The 23,732-nt window shown below is 60.2% G+C and carries 18 protein-coding genes; 17 read left to right on the top strand and 1 reads right to left on the bottom strand.

Going from position 1 to position 23,732, the window contains the following annotated elements:
* Positions 1-32: 32 nt before the first annotated feature.
* Entirely contained in the window at positions 33-329 is a 297-nt protein-coding gene (locus H586_RS18540) for a putative quinol monooxygenase (RefSeq protein ID WP_011366569.1), read from the bottom strand.
* Between the two features lie 273 nt (positions 330-602).
* On the opposite strand from H586_RS18540, the gene H586_RS0107195 reads away from it, so the two are divergent.
* The 17 genes from H586_RS0107195 to H586_RS0107285 all read left to right on the top strand — a co-directional run bounded on the left by H586_RS0107195 (position 603) and on the right by H586_RS0107285 (position 23,475).
* Positions 603-1,277, top strand: coding sequence for a phosphocholine cytidylyltransferase family protein (locus tag H586_RS0107195; protein ID WP_011366570.1), 675 nt, complete (start codon positions 603-605; stop codon positions 1,275-1,277).
* A gap of 39 nt (positions 1,278-1,316) precedes the next feature.
* Positions 1,317-2,501, top strand: a complete 1,185-nt coding sequence (locus H586_RS18545) for a CDP-glycerol glycerophosphotransferase family protein (RefSeq protein WP_051363916.1) — start codon at positions 1,317-1,319, stop codon at positions 2,499-2,501.
* 119 nt (positions 2,502-2,620) lie between these two features.
* Positions 2,621-3,205 carry a flavodoxin family protein gene (locus H586_RS0107205; protein WP_027181699.1) on the top strand — a complete coding sequence of 195 codons (585 nt, stop codon included), beginning with the start codon at positions 2,621-2,623 and terminating at the stop codon, positions 3,203-3,205.
* A gap of 751 nt (positions 3,206-3,956) precedes the next feature.
* Positions 3,957-6,848 (top strand): M16 family metallopeptidase, encoded by a 2,892-nt coding sequence (locus H586_RS0107220; protein ID WP_027181701.1) that lies wholly within the window; start codon positions 3,957-3,959, stop codon positions 6,846-6,848.
* 7 nt (positions 6,849-6,855) lie between these two features.
* Complete coding sequence (locus tag H586_RS0107225) at positions 6,856-7,743, top strand: ABC transporter ATP-binding protein (RefSeq protein WP_027181702.1); 888 nt, start codon at positions 6,856-6,858, stop codon at positions 7,741-7,743.
* A 124-nt stretch (positions 7,744-7,867) separates the two neighbouring features.
* On the top strand, positions 7,868-9,853 hold the full coding sequence (locus tag H586_RS0107230) for a DUF4857 domain-containing protein (RefSeq protein ID WP_027181703.1): 1,986 nt from the start codon (positions 7,868-7,870) through the stop codon (positions 9,851-9,853).
* Between the two features lie 98 nt (positions 9,854-9,951).
* A complete protein-coding gene (locus H586_RS0107235) occupies positions 9,952-12,477 on the top strand; it encodes a TonB-dependent receptor plug domain-containing protein (protein WP_027181704.1) in 2,526 nt (841 codons plus the stop codon).
* Positions 12,478-12,604: 127 nt separating this feature from the next.
* Positions 12,605-14,491, top strand: coding sequence for an extracellular solute-binding protein (locus H586_RS0107240; RefSeq protein WP_027181705.1), 1,887 nt, complete (start codon positions 12,605-12,607; stop codon positions 14,489-14,491).
* Positions 14,492-14,493: 2 nt separating this feature from the next.
* Entirely contained in the window at positions 14,494-15,615 is a 1,122-nt protein-coding gene (locus H586_RS0107245) for a microcin C ABC transporter permease YejB (protein ID WP_011366578.1), read from the top strand.
* On the top strand, positions 15,608-16,636 hold the full coding sequence (locus H586_RS0107250; protein WP_027181706.1) for an ABC transporter permease: 1,029 nt from the start codon (positions 15,608-15,610) through the stop codon (positions 16,634-16,636). The genes H586_RS0107245 and H586_RS0107250 overlap by 8 nt, the downstream gene beginning before the upstream one ends.
* Positions 16,633-18,291, top strand: coding sequence for an ABC transporter ATP-binding protein (locus tag H586_RS0107255; protein ID WP_027181707.1), 1,659 nt, complete (start codon positions 16,633-16,635; stop codon positions 18,289-18,291). Before H586_RS0107250 ends, H586_RS0107255 begins: the two co-directional genes overlap by 4 nt.
* Positions 18,288-19,076 carry a DUF3450 domain-containing protein gene (locus H586_RS0107260; protein WP_027181708.1) on the top strand — a complete coding sequence of 263 codons (789 nt, stop codon included), beginning with the start codon at positions 18,288-18,290 and terminating at the stop codon, positions 19,074-19,076. The genes H586_RS0107255 and H586_RS0107260 overlap by 4 nt, the downstream gene beginning before the upstream one ends.
* A complete protein-coding gene (locus H586_RS19995; RefSeq protein ID WP_051363918.1) occupies positions 19,076-20,473 on the top strand; it encodes a MotA/TolQ/ExbB proton channel family protein in 1,398 nt (465 codons plus the stop codon). The genes H586_RS0107260 and H586_RS19995 overlap by 1 nt, the downstream gene beginning before the upstream one ends.
* Complete coding sequence (locus tag H586_RS20000) at positions 20,470-21,135, top strand: MotA/TolQ/ExbB proton channel family protein (protein ID WP_011366583.1); 666 nt, start codon at positions 20,470-20,472, stop codon at positions 21,133-21,135. Before H586_RS19995 ends, H586_RS20000 begins: the two co-directional genes overlap by 4 nt.
* Positions 21,132-21,536: an ExbD/TolR family protein gene (locus H586_RS0107275; RefSeq protein ID WP_011366584.1), complete on the top strand. Its 405-nt coding sequence runs from the start codon at positions 21,132-21,134 to the stop codon at positions 21,534-21,536. Before H586_RS20000 ends, H586_RS0107275 begins: the two co-directional genes overlap by 4 nt.
* Complete coding sequence (locus H586_RS0107280; protein WP_011366585.1) at positions 21,533-22,204, top strand: energy transducer TonB; 672 nt, start codon at positions 21,533-21,535, stop codon at positions 22,202-22,204. Before H586_RS0107275 ends, H586_RS0107280 begins: the two co-directional genes overlap by 4 nt.
* A gap of 32 nt (positions 22,205-22,236) precedes the next feature.
* Positions 22,237-23,475, top strand: coding sequence for a tetratricopeptide repeat protein (locus H586_RS0107285; RefSeq protein ID WP_162147961.1), 1,239 nt, complete (start codon positions 22,237-22,239; stop codon positions 23,473-23,475).
* Positions 23,476-23,732: the final 257 nt, after the last annotated feature.

The following is a 23,732-nucleotide window of genomic DNA, read 5'->3' on the forward strand; positions in this document are numbered from 1 at the left end:
AGGCAGACTGCCGCCTGAAGGCGCCGCGCCGGCTACAGCGTTACCGGAGTGCTCCGGGTTGTGTGCAGGGTTACATCGCCGGCAAGCCAGTCTTTTGTGGTGCGGCGGTGCTCGTTCATGTGGGGCTGTTCAAGGTGGGCGCGCAGCGCATCCATGTCCTGCCATTCTTCGTACATGAAAAGCATATCAGGCCGGTACGGGTCGGTGTACAGGTTGTACGTCAGACAGCCCTGTTCGGCGCGTACCACCGGTGCCAGCGCATGCATATGGCTGATGAAGTCCGCCGCATGCTGCGGTTTGACGGGTATGTGTACGGTGACGGTTATCATGATGCTCCTTGCTGCCGCGCTGCGGAACAAGCCGCCCGCGGCCGGTGTATGAGGTCTGACGGGGTTTTGACAGCGACTCCCGCCTGCCGGTTGTATATCAGATGCCGGTCAGTCAGTCACGGGCCGCACGGCGGGCAGCGTCCGGCAGTTTCTGGCAGTTTCAGGCTGTGTCAGGCCGTGCCGGGCAGACTGTGCCCGGACGTGGCATGCAACTTGCTTGGTTCTGCGCAGGCCGGGCCGTTTTTCTTACCTTTAGCCACAGGGGCGTATGACATGAAAGCAGTCATCCTTGCCGCCGGCGTCGGAAGCCGTCTTGGCAGACCGTTTCCCAAATCGTTGTCCCGTCTGCCTTCGGGCGAGTGCATTCTGGGCAGACAGATACGCATTCTGCGCGAGATAGGCATCAGAGAAGTGCATGTGGTCGTGGGCTTTAAAAAGTCGCTGCTCATGGAAGAATTTCCCAATGTGTGCTTCCGCTACAATCCGGTGTTTTACATCACCAACACTTCCAAGAGTCTGCTTGCGGGCATAGAAGATCTGGACGATGATATTCTGTGGGCCAACGGTGATGTGGTTTTTGACCCCGAGGTGGCGCTGCGTCTGATGCAGGCCGGGGGCAATGCCGTGGCGGTGGACCGCAAAAAATGCGGAGAAGAGGAAGTGAAGTACCGCACGGATGCCGCAGGCTTCATAACCGCCATTTCAAAGCAGGTCGAGAATCCGGAAGGTGAGGCCGTGGGACTTAATCTTGTTTCGCGCGGAAGCCTGCCCGATCTGGTTGCGGCGCTGGAATCCTGCCGCCCCGACGATTACTTTGAACGGGCGCTGGAAATGCTGGTGGAAAAAACGCCTTACCGGGCCGTTGATATTTCCGATTACCGGTGCATTGAGGTGGACTTTAAAGGGGATCTGGACGAGGCGCGCCGTCTTTTTAACGAAGGTGCGTGACGTTCTGCCCGTAACTGACGCGTAATTGCGGGGAAACAGATGGGAACCGATATCGGCAGCCTGTTTACGGCGCTATCGCAGCGTGCACCCAAGGAAAATCTTGCAGTGTTCATCGGGCGCATAGGCGGGCGCTTCATGGACAATACCAAATATCTGTTCCGCCACTGCGTGCAGACAGAGCAGCCGTTTTCTTCGGTCTTTCTTACCCATCATGCCGATGACTATGACATGCTGCGTGACGCCGGACTGCCGTGTCTCATGTTTCCGTCGGAAGAGGCCATAGCCATGTTGCCGCGGGCAAAGGCAGTGGTCTGCGATGATTTCTGGTGGCGTATGGAGACACCGGCGCGTTTTCTGCTTTCCGGCGCGCAGATACTGCAGTTGTGGCATGGTATTCCGCTGAAGCTGATAGGCATGCCGGAAGCGGAATCTGCCGTGAACATGGATGCGGAAAAACGGCAGATGCTGCGTGCGGGCTATTCGGGATACGATGCGGTTGTCTCCACGTCGCCCTTTGTCACCGGAACGGGGCTGGGGCGGGCTTTTGCATGTGATGAAATATGGGAGACCGGGTATCCGCGCAACGACATGCTGTTCCGCACGCCTGATGCCATAGATATGCTGGGCGTGGACAGGGAAGCATACGACGCCATGGAGCGGTTTCGCGGGGCGGGGTTTAAAACGGTGTTTTACATGCCGACCTTCCGCGATACCGGCGGGGACGCTTTTGAAAACGGTGCGCTTGATCTTGAGCGGCTGGATATTTTCTGCCGCCGTCAGAAAATCGCGTTCTTCTTCAAGTTTCACCCGTATGTGAACGTACCCGTGCCCCGGCATCTCAAGGCCGTGCACAGCGTGCAGTTCAGTTCCGACGCCTACCCGCTGCTGGCGCAGACAGATTGTCTGCTGACCGATTATTCTTCGGTGGCCTATGACTTTCTGCTTACGGGCAGGCCGGTCGTGTTTTTCCCGTATGATCTTGAAAAATATCTGGCCTGCGACAGGGCCATGTTCTACCGCTACGAAGATATGTCTCCGGGCCCGCGGCCGGTGAACGAGCCTGAGCTGTTCGAAGCGTTGTTCAGGGTATGCAAGGGCGGTGAAGACCCGTGGCGGGAAGAGCGCAACGCGTTGTGCGCCAAACTTTTTTCCGCATGTGACGGCCATGCTGCCGGCAGGGTGGCCCGGCTGATGCGGTCGCGTTTTTTTGCAGGGGGGGCATAGCGCGCGTTACGGTATGTTTGCAGAGAACTTTCTGCTGTGGCACCCTGCCAGGAGAGACGGGGATGTTCCGCTGATATGCGGAGATGTTCCGGGGTGCAAAGCATAACAGGAGGACGCCTGTGATTCTCGGAGTTGAAGGCAGTCCGCGCCGGTCCGGTAATTCGCATAAACTGCTTGAAGCGATACTGGAAGGCGCTGCGGATGTGGGGCAGGAAGGGTACGCCGTACACCTGCGCGATTACCGGTACGACCCGTGCGTGGGCTGCGAACAGTGCAGAACGGAAAAGGCCTGTACGCGTTTCCGTGACGGCATGACGCTGCTGTATCCGCATGTGGACGGCAGCACGGGACTTGTGCTTGTTTCGCCGGTGCACAATTACAACATCACGGCGTGGATGAAAGCTTTTATCGACAGATTGTACTGTTATTACGATTTCAGCGATACACGGCCACGCGCGTGGCGCAGCAGGCTGGCAGAACAGAACAGGGCGGCCGTCATTGCCGCGGTGGCGGAGCAGGAAACTCCGGAAAATCTGGGTGTTGCGCTGGAGGCCATGCGTCTTCCGCTGGAGGCGCTCGGGTACCGTGTGGTGGCGCAGCTGCCTGTGCTGAGGCTGTTTGACAGGGGGCTGGTGGCAAAGCATGAAGATGTGCTGCAGGCCGCCCGTGAAGCGGGCAGAAAGCTTGCTGAAGCCGTGACATAGTCTGTCTGCGGCGCGGTGGTCTGGCTGTCCGCCGCCAACAGTTGTTCCGCTGCGGTTCATGCGCTGCCGCGTGCGTTGCCGCTCTCCGGCCATGCGCTCTATAAAACCGGTGCCTGCAGATATTGCCGTGCCCATCTGCAGGCGGGTGTCATTTGTGGCAACCGCTCTGTTGCTGCTTTTTGTCCGGCAGATATAGCGGCAGATATACCGGCAGCCATGCGCCGCTCCGGCTGTCTGCAGACGGGCCGTGTTCATCCGGCGGCAGCATGTTTCCTGCCCGCTGTTTGTCCGCTGTTTGCCCGCTGCATTTTTCCGCGGTTATCCGCAGTTCTCCGCCACACTCCGGCGTTCATCTTTTTTCCGCAGAACCGGCCGCGTTGCATCGCGGTTTTTTTGTGTCCGCATGCAGTGCCGCACCGGTATACCGCATTGTTGCGGTGCGCTTTTCTTCGGGTATCTGTTCATGTCTGCCCCTTTGCAGGGGGCATCATACCGCTGCGTAACGTCTGTGTGTCGTGTTTCGCAGCTTTTTTACGTGCGTTCTGCTGTGTGCAGCCGTCCCGCTTTTCTCTCAGGCAGCCCGTTGCACTGATGTATCGCTTTCATTGTCTGGTGTGACGATCGGACATGATGAAAAATGCATAATCCGCTTGCCTTTTACGGAGGGGTTGGGTACTGGACGGACTGAACCCAATAATGAAAATAAATTTCATTTTCATAACGTAGAAAACACAACATTCCGGGAGAGATCATGCGTCAGTTGAAAATGGTTCCTGTTCTGTTGCTGCTTATGGTGGCCATAGGCTGCGTGCGGACAGTTGCCCCGCAACAACCTCAGGGTGAGGCATGGTGGCTGGACGGCCTGTGGCCGCATGAAAAAAGCGACCTGCCGCAAAGCGACAAAGCTGTGTTCGGACGTCTGGACAACGGTCTGCGCTACATAATCATGCAGAATGAAAAACCCGAAGACAGGGTGACGGTGCAGCTGAATGTGCAGGCGGGCTCGCTTATGGAGCGCGACGACGAACTGGGGCTTGCCCATTTTCTTGAGCACATGGCCTTTAACGGTTCCACAAACTTCGCTCCGGGCGAGCTGATTCCCTTTTTCCAGGAGAACGGTCTTGCTTTCGGGCGCGATGCCAACGCGCACACCTCGCTTCTGGAAACGGTGTACAAGCTTAATCTTTCGGCAGAAGAGGCCAATGTGGAAAAAGGGCTGCTTGTCATGCGCGACGTGGCGGACGGTCTGAGCATTCTGCCTGAAGAGGTGGAAAAAGAGCGCGGTGTCATTCTTTCGGAAAAAGCGGCCCGCGATTCCAAGCAGTACCGTGCCGCACGGCGACTGACCGCGCAGGTGTACGAGGGTACCCGTTTTGTAAACGACACCATAGGCAGCGAAGAGATTATCAGAACCGCCACGGCGGAGACCATCCGCGGATTCTACGATGCGTGGTACCGTCCCGAGCTTATGGTGCTGGTGGTGGTGGGCAGTGTGGACCCTGCCGATGTTGAAAGTGATATCAAAAAGCTGTTCGGCGATCTGGCCGCCCATGGCGAACGCCGCGTGCTGGAGCCGTGGGGCGATGTGCAGCGTGAAGGTGTGCACGGTTTTTACGATAATTACGATGCCGACTTTACAGTGGTGCGCATAGGCGCCATGAAGCCGCGCCGGTGGGCCGATGATTCGCTGGACCTGCAGCGCCGCATGGCGCTGGGCGCCATGGCCAACAGCATTGTCAGCAAGCGGTTGCAGCGGCTTAAAGCTGCCGGTAACGCACCTTTCCTTAATGCCTTCGTGCGAGAAGTCGACTCCATGTATCTTTTTCCCACGGCGGACATGATTGCCCGTACCGAGGCTGCAAACTGGCGCGAGACGTTTGCCGTGTTGCAGGATGAGCTGCGCCGCACCATGAAATACGGCTTTTTGCCTGAAGAAGTGGATGAAGTGCGCGCCGAACTGCTGCGCAGCTATGAACGCCGCGCCAGATTCGAATCCCAGATTGCCAATGATGATGTGGCTTCGGTCATGATCGGCTGCTTTAACGGCAACCGCGTGTATCAGTCGTGGCAGCAGACCTACGACATGTACAAAACATTTTTCGCCGGGGCCACTGCAGAAGAGCTGCACCGCGTGTTTCTTGATATGTGGGACAGCGGAAACAGAATGCTGTTCATCACCGGTGATGCCGTGATCGAGGGCGATGCCGGCGAAGAACTGCGCAGGCTCTGGAAAGAGGGCATGCAGCGTCCTGTGGCTCCGCTGCAGTCTGCTGCCGCGCTCGATTACCCGTATGTGGATGAACCTGCCGTTCCCGGTGAAGCGGCTTCCTCCGTCACCCGCCCCGTTCCGGGATCCGATCTGGTGCTGCACGAGGTGGTGTTCCGCAACGGACTGGTGCTGCGCATGCTGCCCACTCCGTTCATGAAGGACCACAGCTCGCTTTCGCTGCATGTGGGCGGCGGCAGCGATGCGCTGGACGATGAAGAATACGTTGTTGCGCAGTTCGCCGTGGACGCCGACAAACGTTCAGGTTTCGGCAGACTGACGGCGGAAGAGGCCGGACGTCTGTTCCGCAGTACCGGGTACGGAGCATCCTATAATCTGGGCTCTGAATCGCTGCAGATAAGCGGCCGCGGAGAGACCGCCGACATGCGCGGCATACTGCAGGCCATGTGGACGCAGTTCCGCGACCCGCATATCGAAGAAAAAGACCGGCAGGAAAAGCTGCGCGAACTGGCCATTGCCGACGCCGCCCGCGACAAGGATGTCTCTTCTGCCGCAGGCACGGCCGGCCGCAGGCTGTTCTTCGGTGATTCCGTGCGCATCAACCCCCTTACGGCGCAGCAGGGTGCCGGTATCAGCCTGCAGCAGATGCGTGATGCTCTGAAAAAACTGTATGCCGGTGGCGGCGGTGTATTGAATATCGTAGGCGATTTTGATCCGGAGGAGGCCCGCAGACTGGTGGCGGCATACTTCGGCGCGCCCGAAGTGCAGTGGCAGCCCGCCGCCGCCCCCGTGCACGCCTTTGTACCGCGTTTTCCCGCACCGGACAGCCGTACGGAACATGTGGTAGTTGATGCCGCGCTCAATCAGGCCGAACTGCGTGTGGGATATCTGCGCAGACTGCAGGACCCCGCCGACAGAAAAACGCTGGCCGCGCGCCGTCTGCTGGCTTCGGTGGTGCGTGACAGGCTGCGTACCGAAGTGCGCGAAGAGCTGGGCGCATCGTATTCTCCGGGGCTGTTCTACTGGGCGGATGATGTCAACGGCTACGGTATGTACATGGTGCGCATCGGCACGCAGCCCGACAAACTTGATATGCTGGTTTCCGTGGTGGACGACGTCATGCGTGACGTGGCCGCAGGCGGCGTGACCGCCGAAGAAATGGAGCGCCAGCGGCTGCCCATGCTCAGCGGATGGGAAGAAAACCGCCGCGAAAACGGGCTGTACATTTTTGCGCTTGACGCCGAAGCCCGCCGCCCCTTCCCGTACTTTGTCTGGGATATCGAATACATAAAAGCGCTGCGTGCGCTGACTGCGGAAGACCTGAACCGTGAGGCCCGTGCCGCCTTTACGGAAGATTCCAGAGCCGTTCTGACAGTCACCGAATCCGGAACCGCCCCTCAGGCATCTGCGGAGTGACAGAGCAATGAGCGTACTCATCGAATGCCGTGACCTGAGCCATTCCTACGGCGAAAAAACGGTTCTGCACGACCTGTCGTTCACCGTGCGGCAGGGAGGTGTGTTCGGGCTGCTGGGAAAAAACGGCGCGGGCAAAAGCACGACGATCAACATTCTGATGGGATTCCTCAGACCCGGCAGCGGCAGCTGCCGGGTGCTGGGGGAGCCCAGCCACGCCCTGAGTCCCCATGCGCGCAGGCGTATCGGCCTGCTGCACGAAGGATTCATCCAGTATGATTTCATGACCATAGCCGAACTGGAACGCTATTATGCCGCGTTTTACCCGTTGTGGGACCGCAGCGTGTTTTTTGACCTGACAGACCGCCTGCAGGTGCCCTACAGCCGCCGCATATCGTGTCTGTCATGCGGCCAGCGTTCACAGGTGGTGCTGGGGCTTATCATGGCCCAGCAGCCGCAGCTTATGATTCTGGATGACTACAGCATGGGGCTGGATGTGGGCTACCGCAGGCTGTTCATCGATTTTCTGCGCGAATATGTGGCCAAACGGGGAACAACGGTGCTGCTTACCTCGCATGTGGTGCAGGAACTGGACAAAATCGTGGACAACATGATCGTGCTCCGCGAGGGAAGAGTGGCCGTTTCCGGTTCCAAAAAAGAATTCATGGATTCTTTCCGGTGCTATTCTTTCGCCCGTTCGCCCGCCTCGGACGCGCTGCATGCCGACACGGTGCTGGAAAACGTGGAACATATGGGTTCCGTAACCACCGTATATGCCTTTGCCGACGGCGAAACCGTCGCACGCCACCTGAGGGACCGCGGAGTTGACCCGCAGAACATGACTCCGGTTCCCATGGATTTTGAAGACGCCTTTGTCGGACTGACCGGAAAATACTGATTCCGGACAGGGCGCAGACACACAGCGGGCGGGGGGTGAGCCCTGTCCGCCGGTCCGCTGCATCCTGTGTGCGGCTTCATGGACTTTTTAAAAATGCCTAACATGCTATAATCGCGGAACAATCATGAATAGACAGGTACAGGCCCTGCTGGCCAAGGAATGGATAAAGCTGCGCCGCGGCATATGGATAATCCCGCTGCTGCTGGGATATGCCGCCATCGACAGCGTGCTTGTTCTGAACACCATAGACAGAGTGCACGGCACCTTCGGTCTGTGGGCGACGCTGATAGCAAAGCAGCCTCCGTTTTTCGCGTCGTTCCGTCTGCTGGTTGCCTGCGGCGTGCTCACAGGGTTTCTGCAGGCCTGGCCGGAGTGTCAGGGCAAAAGGCTGCGTCTGCTTTTTCATATGCCTGTCATGCCCGGTAACATTGTCGGGGTGATGGTGGGCACGGGTCTGTGCGTGATGCTGCTTACCGGTGCGGCAGCCTGCGGGCTGCTTGCCGCGTCCATGAACGCCTTTCACATGCCGGCGGACATGATACTGCCTGTTATGGTTTCGCTGCTGCAGTGGGTGCTGCTGGGCATAACCGCCTATCTGGGAACGGTGGCTTTTTTTGCCATGCGCACCATGGGCGGCAGGGTGCTGGTGCTCTGGGTAATGCTAGCTGCTTTTAAACTGCTGTGGAATTACGGCGACTACGGCGCCTCGGAACAGGCTTTGTGGCGGTACGGACTGTTTGCGGCCGGTTTTCTGCCGCTGGTGTTTTTCAGTTACCTGCGTTTTATGGGCGAACGTGCGGACAGCCGTCTGTACAACGGCACACGCGCTGCCGGTCTGTTGCTGTTTGCTGTGGCGCTGTGCGCCGTGCTGCCCGACCTTTACTGGCGTACGGTCATGCCTTCGCGCGTCAGACAGCAGCTGCATTTCAGCCCTGTCGAACAGCAGTTTGTGATTATGAGCAGCTACCCCGAAGGAACAACGGGGCCCGGAGGTCTTTCGGGAACGGTCGTCACGCTGGAGGACGGCAAGGTGCTCAGCAGGAGCGAGACGGCTCAGGCTCTGCCCGTGAAGTATTCCCATGACCTGATCAAGTGGAAGGCCTTTCCGGAGTCTGTAAACGGTATTCCGCTCAGCGAACATGAAGCCCAGTACGGCTGGCAGTTCATCCGGTTCATGCCGAGAGACTGGAATTCCCCCGCACCCATGCTGCACATGCTTCTGGAGTCCGCCCCGCAGGGGGCACGGCTTGAAATGCCTGACGATATGTTCCGTCTGGGTGCCGGAGCCGGTTCACTGGAATTTCTGCGCCCTGAAGACGGCAGCGTGGATACGGTCAAAAGCGACAAGTTCACCGCGGCGCTGCGCGATGCGGGCTTTGTGTTTCCTGTAAAGGCGCTGGGCGGCAATCCGGATACCCGAAAAGAGTATGATGCGGGGTATCTGCTTGTGGATGCTCAGGGCACGTTGTTTAACCTGCAGATGGTGCATGGACTGCCGCGCTGCGTGAACAGCGGCGAGCGTGTGCCCGGCAATGTGCGCGGCGTGGTTGTGACAGAAAGCAGACGCCGGGAAATGGTCGGTTTTGTCATGACCGACACGGCGCTGTTTGCGGTGATGCAGGACGATCTTTCGTTGCGTGAACTGCCGCTGGACAACCTGAATGCCGATTCCGGCCATATGTATCTGTGGGCCGACAAACTGGGCAAGTATCTGGTGCAGGGCGACATTACCCGGCCGGAAGAGGGCCTGACGGGCAAGGCCATGACAACCGGCTTTGCCGTGACACACACCTATTCGCTTCCCATGCGCGCCGCGGACATCAAGGCGCTGGAAAGGGTCACCGACGCCGCTTCCGTACTGCTGCCTGTGCGGGTGGTGCAGCGTTCACCGCAGAGCAGATTCCTTTCCATGGGCTTTGAATATGCCACCAGCCCGCTGCTGGCGCTGGGCAGCGGCATGCTGCTGGCACTGCTGCTGGTGTGGCGCACCCGGGCTGCGGGGCGGTCTGTACGCTGGTGGGACTGCCTGCTGGTAATCGTCTTCGGCCCTGTGGCCCTGCTGGGCATCGGCCTTGTCAGTCCGGCGGTCCGCCTGCCCCGCTGGCGCTGATTGTATGTGTTCCCGTCCCTGCGGCGACGGAGACTCGCCGCAGGGATTTTTTTATACATCTTGGTTGAAAATGAGACTCATTACCTAAGGGGGTAGAGATGAAAAAGCTTCTTCTGGGCTGCATGCTTCTGCTGCTGATGTCCGGCGCATTGCCTGCGTCGGCTGCAGAGGCTGAACAGAAGGGTGATCCGGCGGCGGGAGACCGGCCGGAAAACGCGGTGCAGCTGGAACCGGCGCGCAAAAATGGCGGGCCTGCAGCCAATGCCACCGGTCCGGCGGCACATAACGGCACCGTGTACCGGCTTGCTCCGGTTGATGTGCAGGAGGAGACGCGCGAGACCGGCCGGGCCACCATAGGCGGCAAGGCGCTGCGGTCCATGCCTTCGCATACCGGTTCGCTTACCGAAGCCCTGAAGGGCATGCCCAACGTGCAGTTTTCCAACGACATGATTTCCGGACAGACAGCAGGGGAAATAGCTCCGCCGCGTATCTCCATTTCGGGTGCAAAGCCGTATGAAAACAACTTTATGATTGACGGCATGAGCATAACAAACCGCATCAACCCGAGCGGGCTGGGGGACAGTGCCTCCCAGAATGATCTGACCGTGGGCGGGGGGGACCAGACACTTTTTTACGATACCCAGCTGCTGGACAACATAACCGTGTACACCAGTAATATTCCTGCCAGTTTCGGAGGATTTGTGGGCGGCGTGGTGGACGGAGAACTGCGTGATCCCAAAATGGATGAATGGCATTTCAGCGTGACAGGCAAACATACCCGCAGCAAGTGGTTCACCCTGCGCGGCGTGGATGAAAATTCTGAAAAACCGTCCAGCCAGCCCCGTTTTTCCATCAACACGGTTTCCGCCACTGCAGAAGGGCCGGTGAGTGATACCGCGGGGCTGCTGCTGGCAGTTTCGCGCAAGCATTCTGTCATACCCCTTAAGCGTGAAGAAAACGACGGCACCATCAATGATGGTGACCAGCACCGCATAAGCGACAACTTCATGGCCAAGATGGTCGTGCGTCCTTCCGACGACCTGACGCTGAAAATCGACGCGACCTATGCCCCCTACGAAGAAAAACGCTGGCGCGAAAAGTGGCCGGACAGCGACTGGTTTTTGCAGAACGATGCATACCGTCTGGGGCTGCAGGCCGAATACGAGACTCAGCACGGTACGCTGAGCGGCAAAACATCGTACATGCTGCACGGCTACAACCGCGAATCGTCTTCGGCGCACCGTTACAGCAACACCTCCACCGATGAGCAGCGCGGCGGCGTGGGTGACCTGAAGCAGGACACGCAGGAACTGGACATGCGTTTCGACTTCGACTCGGTGGACTACACCGCGGGCATGCTGACGTGGAACGTTTCCACAGGGGTGCTGTGGCACAACACGCTGGTCGATTTTACGGCCGGTGCTGCGGAAGTGGACGTGGACGTGCTGATGGCGGGCAACCGGAGGATTCTCACCAATTCCAAATACCTTGAGCATAGTCAGGAACTGTCGCTGAACACGCTTGGCTACTACGCGCAGACCGAACTTACGCTGGGCAACTTCACCCTTACTCCGGGGCTGCGTGCCGATTATGACGATTTTTCCACCAATCTGGACATAGCCCACCGCCTGAAGGCCGAATACGACACCTTCGGCGACGGTTCTCTGCGGCTGACAGCGGGCCTGAACCGTTATTACGGCGGTCAGCTTTCGGCCTATGCGCTTAGGCGGTACCGCCCGCAGATTGTGTTTCAGCAGCGCGACATGGATGGCGACGGCGTGTTCGAGTCGAGCAAGACCACCTATGGAACGGACAAGAAGCACAGCATGTCGGGGCTGGATACGCCGTATACCGATGAAATTTCCGCCGGTGTGCAGGGTGATTTTCTGGGCTTTGAATACGGGGTCGAGCTGGTGAAGCGTGACTATAAGAACCAGCTGGTAAGCAAGAGCGACGACAAGAAAAGCTACTATATGACCAACGAAGGCAAGAGCGAATACGAAGGCATAACGCTGACCCTTGCCAGAGCCGTGCAGACGCAGTCCATGGGCGACCACGTGTTCGGTCTGGGCATTACCAAGTCCAAGCGCAAGACATTCAACGGCAGCTACGACGAAGATGCCTACGACGAGTCCAACGGTGTGCGGCTGGATTATGACAAGGTCTACTACAACGGCGAACTGACCGACCGTAATGCGCTGCCGGCAGACGATTACAACGCGCCTGTGGTGCTGACCTTTTCGTGGCAGGGGCATTTTATGGAAGATACGCTGCGCCTGAATACCGTCACCCGCTGGCGTGATTCGGCAACGGGGCTCATGGCCGATTCCCGTTTCAGCGATGACACGCCCCACGGCACCACTTCGGGCAGCAATACCAACAAAAGCGACAAGTGGATGGGTGAAAACGGTGAATACCACAACGCCTACAGACACGGTGTGATTTCCGGCGGGTTTGTGACCGACCTCGGCGTGGAATGGGATGTGCTGAAAGAAGAAGAGTACACCCTGACCATGCTCATGGATGTGAACAACGTGTTTGATGAATCGCAGGAAGTCAGTGTGACCGAAGGCGAAGCCTCGCGCGGGCGTTCCTTTTATGCCGGTTTCCGCTGCGAGTTTTAGCTGAATCGCGGAGTATATGACGCAGTACCCGGCGGCGTGCCGCCGGGTGCTGCCTGTCCTTTCCGGCTGGGGCGTGTACGGGCGCCGCAACCGGATGATGTTGTTTTGCAAGGTAAGGAGAATAGCAATGCAGTACGCATTGAGACGGCGGAAAGGCGTGAATATGCTGGCTGTAGTGAGCGGTACGGCGGCAAGGGTATGCATGATGGCTGTGTGCGCGTTGTGGCTGATGCAGGCCGGTGCGGCAGCGGCGCAGCCGCTTACGGTGCTGACCATGGACGGCGAACCGCGTTTTGCATGGAATGGCCGTCACTTTCCCCATGCCGACCCGGCCGCGCCCAAAGGCGGCACACTGCGTCTTTCGGCCAGAGGCAATTTCGACTCCATGCATGCCTTCATCGCACGGGGACTGCCCGCGGCGGGCATAGGGCTTACCGTGGAGACGCTGGGCACGGGAGCACCTGATAATACCCTGTTTGAATATTACGGGCTTATCGCGCAGTCATTTGAGGTTGCACCGGATTTTTCCCATGTGACGTTCAACATCAATCCCGCGGCGCGTTTTCATGACGGCAGGCCCGTCACCGCGCACGACGTGGCCGTCACCTTCCGCCTGCTGATGGAGCACGGCGCTCCCCGCTACAAGCAGTATTATGCCGCGGTGGACAGAGCCGAAGAACTGTCGCCCCTGAGCGTGCGGTTTTATCTGAAGGAAAAAAACAACAAGGAGCTGCCAGTCATACTGGCCCAGCTGCCGGTGCTGCCGGCGCACTACTGGCAGAATCATGACTTTTCGCAACCTTCGCTTGTGCCGGCCGTCGGCAGCGGGCCTTATCGGGTGAAGGATTTCGCCATGGGCAGTTACGTGGAGTACGAGCTTGTGGACGATTACTGGGCGCGCGACCTGCCCGTGAACAAGGGGCGTTATAATTTCGGCACCATCCGGTACGAATACTACCGTGACGAGACCGTGGCCAGAGAGGCGTTCAAAGCGGGAGAATTTGATCTGTACCCCGAGGGCACGGCCAAGGCATGGGTTTCTGCCTATACGGGACCGGCGGTTGCGGCGGGGCATATCAGACGTGAAGAGCTGACCACCAACAGGCCCATGGGCATGTACGGTTTCTTTTTCAATACCCGCAAAGATTTGTTTCAGGACAGACGCGTCCGTCAGGCGCTGGCCCTGCTTTTTGACTTCGAATGGACAAATAAGGCCATTTTTCACGGATCCTATACCCGCAGCACCAGCTTTTTCGCCAACAGCGAACTTGCCAGTTCCGGCAAGCCTTCTCAGGCGGAACTGGATGTGCTGCGGCCTTTTGCCGGACAGCTGCCGCCGGAAGTGCTGACCTCTGCCTGGGATGTTCCCCGTACGGCGGGCGACGGTAACATCCGTCCCCAGATGCGTCAGGCGCTGGCCCTGCTGCAGCAGGCCGGCTGGACGCTGCAGGACGGCCGTCTGCGCGATGCTGCCGGCAGGCCGTTTGAGTTCACCCTGCTGTTGCAGTCGGCGGGTTCCACCCGCGTGGTGCTGCCGTACCGCCGCAATCTGGAACGGCTGGGAATAATCATGAATGTGGCCATGTCAGACCCCACACAGTACGTCAACCGTGTGCGTTCTTTCGACTATGACATGATCATGGGCCGTGTGCCGCAGTCTGCCTCGCCCGGCAACGAACAGCGGTCCTACTGGACATCAGCGTCGGCCGGTACACCCGGATCGCGCAATTATGCCGGTGTGCGGTCAGCGGTGGTGGATGCTCTTGTGGAGCGGCTCATCGCTTCTCCGGACAGAGACTCGCTGGTGGTCAACTGCCGCGCGCTGGACAGGGTGCTGCTGTGGGGCGCCTATGTCATTCCCGGATGGTATTCGTCCTCTGTGCGCATTGCTTACTGGGACAAGTTCGGGCGCAGCGAAACGCCACCCGCCACAGGTTTTGACGTGCATTCGTGGTGGGTGGACAAAGAGGCGGAAAAAGCGCTGCGCAATGCCGGAACAGGATACGGGAACTGACCATGGCCGCGTATATCCTGCGCAGACTGGCACTGCTTGTGCCTACGTTTTTCGGAATAATCGCCCTGAATTTCTTTGTCATCCAGTCGGCACCGGGCGGGCCTGTGGAGCAGTACCTGCTCCGGCTTGAAGGTGCGGATTCGGTGTTCATGGAAAGGGTGGGCGGCGAGTCGGGCGATACAGGTATAGCCACCCCGCAGCTTGATGGCGGCAGTGCCGCACAGGGCGACGGGCTTTACAAGGGGCAGCGCGGTCTGTCGCCTGAAGTGGTCGAGGCCGTCAGACGCATGTACGGGTTTGACAGACCCGTGCACGAGCGTTTCTGGCTTATGCTCAGGAACTACCTGACCTTTGACTTCGGCGACAGCTTTTTCAAAGGGCGCAGCGTCATGCAGCTGCTGGGCGACGCCCTGCCGGTGTCCATCTCGCTGGGACTCTGGAGTACGCTCATCATATACTTTGTGTCCATTCCTCTGGGTATCCGGCGTGCCGTCAGACACGGTAGCAGGTTTGACGCGGTTACGGGCACACTGGTGGTCATCGGCGACGCCATACCCGGGTTTCTGTTTGCCGTGCTGCTGGTGGTGCTGTTTGCCGGCGGCAGCTACTGGAACATCTTTCCGCTGCGGGGGCTTGTTTCGCCCGATTTTGCCCAGATGACCCTGTGGCAGAAGATAGGCGATTATTTTTCGCATCTTGCGCTGCCGCTGACATCGCTGGTCATAGGTGGTTTTGCCACGCTGACCACGCTGACCAGAAACTCGTTTCTGGACGAGATACACCGGCAGTACACGGCTACGGCACTGGCCAAGGGACTGACCATGCGGCAGGTGCTGTACGGCCATGTGTTCCGCAATGCCATGCTGATTGTCATTGCCGGCTTTCCCGGTACGTTCATCCACATGTTCTTCACCGGCTCTGTGCTCATCGAAGTCATCTTTTCGCTTAACGGGCTGGGGTTGCTGGGGTTTGAAGCGGCCATGACGCGGGATTATCCGGTCATGTTTGCCACGCTGTACATGTTCACCCTGCTGGGGCTGCTGACGCGCATCATTACGGATATCACCTACTCGCTGGTGGATCCGCGGATAACCTTCGGCGGCAGGGGGGTGGCCCGTGGCTGAGCTTTCTCCCCATACCGTGCGCAAGCTTGCGGCTTTCCGTGCACACCGGCGCGGCTGGTATTCGCTGTGGGTGCTGGCGGTCTTTTTTGCACTGAGCATGTGCGCCGAGCTGGTAGCCAACGACAAACCGCTGCTGGTCTCGTACAAGGGCGAATGGTTCGTCCCTGTTTTTAAAAGCTATCAGGAAACGCAGTTCGGCGGCGTACTGCCCGTGGAAGCCGACTACAGAGACCCCGCTGTCAGTGAAGCGATACGCGGACACGGATTCATGATCTGGCCGCCTGTGCGTTTTTCGTACGATACCGTCAACTATGCGGCCGAGCTGTATCCGGCACCGCCTTCCGCCCAGAACTGGCTGGGTACTGATGATCAGGGCCGCGATATTGTGGCCCGGGTGCTTTACGGGTTCCGTCTGTCCATTCTGTTCGGCTTCGGGCTGTGCCTTGTCAGCTCCGCTGTGGGCATTACTGCCGGAGCGGTGCAGGGGTACTACGGCGGCGCGGTTGATCTGGTGTTTCAGCGTTTCATGGAAATCTGGTCAGGCATGCCGGTGCTGTATCTGCTTATCATTCTGTCCAGCATCGTCACCATGGGGTTCTGGTCGCTGCTGGGCGTAATGCTGCTTTTCAGCTGGATGGGGCTGGTGCATGTGGTGCGCGCCGAATTTCTGCGCTGCCGCCAGCTTGATTATGTACGGGCGGCACGCGCCATCGGCGTGCGCGATTCGACCATCATGTTCCGTCACATACTGCCCAACGCCATGGTGGCCACCATCAGCTACCTGCCGTTCATTTTCAGCGGGGCCGTGACCACGCTCACTTCGCTCGACTTCATCGGATTCGGCATGCCGCCGGGATCGCCGTCGCTGGGCGAACTGCTGGCACAGGGCAAAAACAATCTTCAGGCTCCGTGGATAGGGCTGACCGCATTCGGCGTGCTGGGCACGCTGTTGTGTCTGCTGGTTTTCATCGGCGAGGCCGTGCGCGATGCGTTTGATCCCAACGGAGGGAAAAAATCATGACACAGGCAGACAATGACGTGCTGCTGGCCGTGGAGGGGCTGCGTATCCGCTTTGACGGTCCCGCCGCGGAAGCGGAAAAAACGGGCGGAACCGGACAGGACGTGGTGCGGGGGGTCAGCTTTTGCCTGCGCCGCGGCAGGGTGCTGGGCATAGTGGGCGAGAGCGGTTCAGGCAAATCGCTTACGGCACGGGCCCTTATGGGGCTGCTGCCCGCCGGGGCGCGCATCTGCGGCGGCACCATTGAATACGGCGGCAACAATCTGGCCGGACTGGATGACGACGCCATGCGTCTGCTGCGCGGCAGACGCATAGCCATGCTGTTTCAGGATCCGCTGAGCAGCTTTAATCCGCTGCACCGCATCGGCAGACAGATCGGCGAAACACTGGCTGTACACAGCGGCTGGAAAACAGCCCGGATCCGCCGCAGGGTGGCTTCGCTGCTGGAGCAGGCAGGCATGGACGAGCCGCAGCGCATCATGGATTCGTTTCCGCATCAGCTTTCGGGCGGACAGCGGCAGCGCGCCATGCTGGCCATGGCTCTGGCGGGCGGGCCGGAAATCCTTATTGCCGACGAACCCACTACGGCGCTGGATGCCGCCGTGCAGCGTCAGGTCATTGATCTGCTGCTGGCGCTGCGCGCCTCACTGGGGCTGTCGCTGGTGGTTATCAGCCACGATCTGCCCATGATGCGGCTTCTGGCCGATGACCTGTGCGTCATGCAGGACGGCTGCGTTGTGGAGTCCGGCCCTGCGGAACGTGTGTTTGCCGCCCCGCAGCACCCGTATACACGCATGCTGCTGGACAGCGGGGCCGACGAACAGCCCGTGCCGGTCGATGCCGCAGCGCCGGAAGTGCTGCGTGTGCAGGGGCTGGACGTACGCTACCCCGCCGGACAGGCACTGCCCTTTACGCCCCGCCGTTATCACCATGCGGTGCGCGATGTATCGTTTACGGTGCGCCGCGGCGAATGTCTGGGCGTGGTGGGTGAAAGCGGTTCGGGCAAGTCTTCGCTGGGGCTTGCCGTACTGCGCCTTATAAGGTCGCAGGGCAGCATTTTGTTTGAAGGCGCCCCGCTGCACACGCTGGATGAAAAACAGCTGCGCCCGCGCCGCAGCCGTCTGCAGATAGTTTTTCAGGATCCGCTGGCCGCGCTTAATCCCAGACTGAGTGTGCAGGAATGCATTGCCGAAGGGCTGCATGCCCGCGGAGAACTTTCCCGTGCCGAAACAGAAGAGCGCGTCATCAGGGCCATGCGTGAAGTGGAACTGGATCCCGCCATGCGGCACCGGTATCCGCATGAGTTTTCCGGCGGGCAATGCCAGCGTGTGTGTCTGGCACGGGCGCTGGTCATGCAGCCGGGGTGCATCGTTTTTGACGAGCCTACTTCCTCGCTGGACCGCAACACGCAGTTTCAGGTGGTGCGTCTGCTGCGCGCTCTGCAGCAGCGCCACGGCATGGCGGGAATTTTCATAGCGCACGACCTGTCGCTTGTGCGCCGCATCTGCCATCGGGTGCTGGTGATGCAGGGCGGGCAGGTGGTTGAGGCCGGCGATACTGCAACAGTGTTTGCCGCACCGCGGCATGCTTATACACGCCGCCTGCTCGAGGCCGCTCCGGCGGGGCTGCAGAGTGCGGCGGGAGGAATAACCGGATGAACCGTATCATGATGAACCGCGCCGTTCCGACGGGCTGCGCGGCATTGGCCCTGTGCCTTGTTGTTATGTGGGGCGGCTGCCGCGCTCTGGCGGCCCCGGCGTCACCGGATGCACTGCTGGATACAGTGACATCGGCCATCGCCATAGAAAAAGCAGCGCATGAACGCGGCTCCGAATGGGAGCGCGAGCAGGCCCTGCTGCAGGAAGAACTGCGGCAGGCGCGTCTGGAAGAGGCGTGGTACGCGCTGCAGGTAAATACTTTTACCCGTTATGTGGATACGGCCCGCAGCCGTGTGGATGAGCTGACGAAAACCCGTGACGAGCTGGTGCGCATGGAGACAGAGCTTGAGGGTTCGCTGGTGGAAAGCGTGGAGGCGCTGGAAAACTTTGTGCGGCAGGATATGCCTTTTCTGCAGCAGGAGCGGGACCAGCGTCTGCGGTTTCTGCATGCAAGCATGAATGACTATGAACTGGGCGGAGCGGAAAAGCTGCGCAGAGTGCTGGAGGCGTTGCAGGCGGAACTCGGCTACGGCCGGGGTGTGGAACTGGCCGCCGCGCAGATAGACGTGCAGGGCGTTTCCCGCCGTGTGCAGTTGCTGAGGACGGGACGCGCAGGGCTGTATGCGCTGTCGCCGGACGGTTCCGCCGCATGGCGCTGGACCCGTGCCGCGGGGTTTGTACCCGTGGAAGACGTGTATCTGGATTCGCTGCGTGAGGCTGCGGAAATGACGGAATCGGGCAGTGCGTTCTCGCTGCCGGTGTTGCCTTTCGGGGAGGTGCGGTAATGCGGCGTTTGTTAACGGCAGTGATGCTGGTGGTGCTGGCCGCATGGCCTGTATACGGCGCCGAAAGGCAGGAAAAACCCGTACTCGGGCGCGTGGCCGAGGATGTTTCGCAGATGCGGCGCGAGACTGTGGAAAATGTGGAGGAGGTCCGGCGCTCCATAGACGCGCAGCGCAAAGAGCTGAAGGAAACCCTGCAGCGTGTGAAGCGCGATGCCGCGGCAGCGCGTGAACATGCCGGAAGGCTGGAGACCGAACTGGCCGGCCTGAGAGCCCGCGAAGCCGAACTGACCGCTGAACTGGGCGGCAGGCAGGAGGCCATGCGCAAAATACGCAGTGCCGTGCGCGACAATGCTGCCCTGCTGCTGGAATCCGGCCCCATATATGATGTTCCCGGCATGGCGGAAGGCTGGCGCGGTGCGCTGGAGGGCATGACCGCTCCGGAACATTTTCCTTCGCTGGAGGAAGTCAGACTGCTGCTGCACTCCATGCTGCTGTCCGTGGAGGCGGGAGGCCGCATGGCCGTGGTGCGGCAGCCTGTGCATATCCGCGACGGCAGTCTGGTTGAAGCGCAGGTGCTGCATTATGGCGCGTTTCAGGCTGCATATGCCGCGGGTGACGAAACAGGTTTTCTTACAAGAGTGCGCGGTGCTGATGCGCCTCAGGCTTTTGCCTACCGGCCGGACAGTGCCGAGTCCGGCATGATTGCGCAGGCCGTGAGCGGTACCGGAAAAGGGCCGGTACCTCTTCCGGCGGATGTCACCGGCGGCAGAGTTCTGGCTGACCCCCCTGCGCGGCATACCATGCTGACGGCTGTCATGGACGGCGGCATGTTTCTGTGGCCCATTATGCTCATAGGCGTGGTGGGACTGCTGCTGGTGGCAGAGCGGTGCGTGACGCTGGGCAGGGTGCGTGCCAACGGCAGGCAGGCCGTGGAGCAGGTGCTGCACGGGGACCGGAACATGACTGCACAGGCCGGGCGTACTCCGGCGGAACGAGTGGTCCGGCGTATGTGCACGCCGGGCGGCACACCGGATGATGCCGAACAGATGGAGCGCCGTCTGGAACAGGCGGTGCTTGAAGAACTGCCGCCCCTTGAGCGTTTTCTGCAGACCATACGCGTGCTTGCCGCCATATCTCCTCTGCTTGGTCTGCTGGGTACGGTGTCAGGCATCATCCAGACGTTCCGGATTATCACGGCGCACGGCAACGGCGATCCCAAGCTGCTTTCCGCAGGGATATCCGAAGCGTTGCTCACAACGGAGGCGGGCCTTCTGGTGGCCATTCCCCTGCTGCTCTGCCACCATTTTCTGACCCGCAGAGTCAACACGGTGATGCTGGACATGGAAGCCGCCGGAACATCGCTCATCGCGGCGGGGAGCAGCGGGAGGCAGCAATGATGCCGGGTATCTTTTCCGAAGGCTTCATGAGCGGTCTTGCTTCGCTTTCTTCCGGCGCCGGTATTCTGGCGTTGCTGGGGGTGCTGTGCGTCTGGGTGTGGACGCTGATCATTCTGACGGCGGTGGCCCTGCGCGATGCCGCGCGCGGCACTGCATGCACCGGCGCTGCCGCCGGGCAGCAGGATGACGGATGCCCCGCTCCGACGGCGGCAGGTGCGGCGGGGCTTGTCGCCGCACATGCCGTTTTTTGCCGCGGGCTGCGTCATGGCGGGCTCAGCCTGCGGTTGCGGCGGCGTATTGTGCGGGCCCGTATGGATATGGTGCTGCGGCAGGTGACAAAAAATGTGGGCACCATTCTGCTGCTTTCGTCGCTGGCGCCTTTGCTGGGGCTGCTGGGCACGGTGGAAGGTATGGTGGGTACATTCCGTGCGCTGGCAGAGGCGGGCAGCGCAGACAACGCCGCACTGACCGGCGGTATTTCAAAAGCGCTGGTGACCACGCAGGGCGGCCTGCTGGTAGCCATTCCCAGCCTGCTTGCGGGCGGCATTCTGTACCGTAAAAGCCGCAAGCTGCGTAATGCGCTGCGTTCCGTTTCGCTGCGGGCCGCAGAAGCATCGGGCCGGACGGCGCCCGCCTGTTCCGGGCAAGGAGATATACAATGAGATGGCGCGGTACGACACAGGATGAAGTGGTCAACGATATCGATCTGACACCCATGATCGACATGGTTTTCATTTTGCTGATCTTTTTTATTGTATCCACAAGTTTTATCAAAGAATCCGGCGTGGTGGTGGAACGTCCCGCTGCGGCTACGGGCGAAGGCCGTCAGGTGCAGGTGGTTGTGGCCATAGACAGCGACAACGTGCTGTGGATGGAAGGTGAAAGTGTTGATATCCGCTCGCTGGAGTCGCGCATGGCGGGGCTGCTGGCGGAAAAAGACAACCTTGCGGTGATTGTGGCTGCCGATGTGCAGTCCAGTTCCGGTGTGCTGGTGCGCGCCATCGACCTGTGCCGTCAGGCCGGAGTGCGCGATGTGAGCGTGGCCACCAAGGATGCGCCATGACGGATTGGTGCGTGCGGATGGCGGCCGTGGGCGGCGGAGTGGGGGTCACGCTGTTGCTGCTGCTTTTCCTGCTGGCAGGAACTGCTCCCCGCGTGGTGACAGATGAGCCTGTGGTGCATGGCGCGGTCAGGCTGTCTTCGTTTACCGAAGCTCCGGTACGCGAGACCGAGACCTATGCCACCCGCGATGTGCAGCAGGTGCAGCCCCTTGAAAAGATGTCAGAAATGGATGTGTCTCTTGATTCGCCGCAGTTGGAAATGGACATGCCCTCCATGGAAATGGATTTCGCGCCCGAGCTGGCAGGCACCGTGCCGCTGAGCGGAGTCCCTTCCGTGGCTTCGGCCGGCGGGTTGTCGGCGCCGTCGGGCGGTGCCTTTACGCTGGGCGAGGTTGATGAACAGCCGCGCCCGCTTTATGCGCCGGCCCCGCTGTATCCGATGCAGGAAAAACGTCTGGGGCGTGAATGCACCGTGGTGGTGCGCATTCTGCTGGCTGAGGACGGAACGGTGAAACAGGCGACTCCCGTGTATGCGGAAGACGATACCCGGACGTTTCATGAGGCCGCCGTGGAAACGGTGCTGCGGTGGCGTTTTGTACCCTGCCGCAAAGACGGCAGGGCCGTGCAGTGCATTGCCGAGCAGCCTTTTACCTTTTCACTGCACCAGTAAAGGGCATGGAGGTGGTTATGACCGGATATGCCATGCTTGAACGATTGTGGCACACCCCGGCGCGGCAGATGCGGTTGGCGGTGCTGTGCGTGGCTGTATGCACAATGCTGCCGGTGCTGTGCGACAGCGCGTTGGCGGGCGTCCGCTCCGTGACGGCCATGGAATACGAGATATTCACGGAAGCCAAGCGGCTTGCGGACAAAGGCCGTCACGATATGGCCGCAGAAAAGATGGCCGTGTACTTCCGCCGTTATTCGGACAGGCATCAGTACGCGTACGAGCTGTACGGGGCCGTGCTGCTGGAGATGAAACGCGAAGACCTGGCGGTTTCCGTGCTGCGTGAAGGCGCCGGAGAGTATGCCGACAGCGGGTCGCTGGCCCAGATGCTGGGCACGGCGTTGTACCGGGCCGGAAAGCCGCTTGAGGCTGCCGACGCCTTTTTGAAGGCGTATGCGCTTTCGGGAGAGGCCAAAACGTATCTGGCATATTCGGCCGCGGTGTTTCTGGCCCGCGGCGAACAGTACGGCAGGGCCGCCGCCGTACTGCGCCCTCTTACGGGCAGGGCGGAAGCGAAAGCCGACTGGCATATTCTGCTTGCCCAGTGCCTTATGCGGCAGGACAAATTGCAGGAAGCGGCGCAGGGACTGCGCGCCGCAGTGCGGGTGTACCCTGAAGATGCCAAGGTGTGGCGCATGCTGGGCCTTGTTTATTACCGGCAGGGACTGCGCGACAAGGCTGCGGCAACCTATGAGATAGCGCACAAACTTGCACCGCCCAGCAGCCGCGAATCAGCCCAGCTTGCTTCGCTGTATTGTTCGCTGGGGGCTCCCTCTCTGGGGGCCCGCGCGGTGGGTGAAGCTCCGCCGACTCCGGAAATGCTGGACAATCTGGCACATTCGCTGGCCCGCGGAGGCGATCTGCCCGCTGCGCTGGAACATGCGCAGAAGGCCTTGGAACAGGCCCCCACTGATGACCGCCGTTTCAGAAAAGGGCAGATACTGCTGCGTATGGAAAAAAAGGCCGAGGCTGCGGTTGTTTTTGGCGATCTGGCAGCAGGCGGGGGGCGTCTGGCGCGCAAGGCCCGCTGGATGCTGGCCGTGATGGCGTGGAATGACGGGGACTGGCAGCAGGCGCGGGTCGAGCTTGAAAAACTGGCTTCGGGAGGGGACCGCATGGATAAACGTGCCAGAAGGCTGCTGGGAATTCTTGATCAGGTTTCCGGCGGCGCGGAACATGAAGGCAGACAGCAGAAAGAGGGCTCCGCTTCCTGACGCTGTGACGGTTTGTGAACCGGACTCCGGCGCGGGAGGCAGGGGAATGCCGCACGGCATCCTGCCCGCGCGGAACCCGCTGTCCGCCTGCGGGGGCGCCGGTCTCTTTTGCGTTTAAGCGTGCGCCTGCGGGGTGGCGGCAGTGCGTGCTGCGGCAACGGGTCAATCGTATTGCGATACACTGGCTCTGCCTTGTGCCTGAAAAGAATGCCTGCGGGAGATTCCGGCTTTGCCGGAAGCGGCGCTTTGCATGCACA

It is taken from the genome of Oleidesulfovibrio alaskensis DSM 16109 (genome assembly GCF_000482745.1).
Lineage (GTDB): Bacteria > Desulfobacterota > Desulfovibrionia > Desulfovibrionales > Desulfovibrionaceae > Oleidesulfovibrio > Oleidesulfovibrio alaskensis.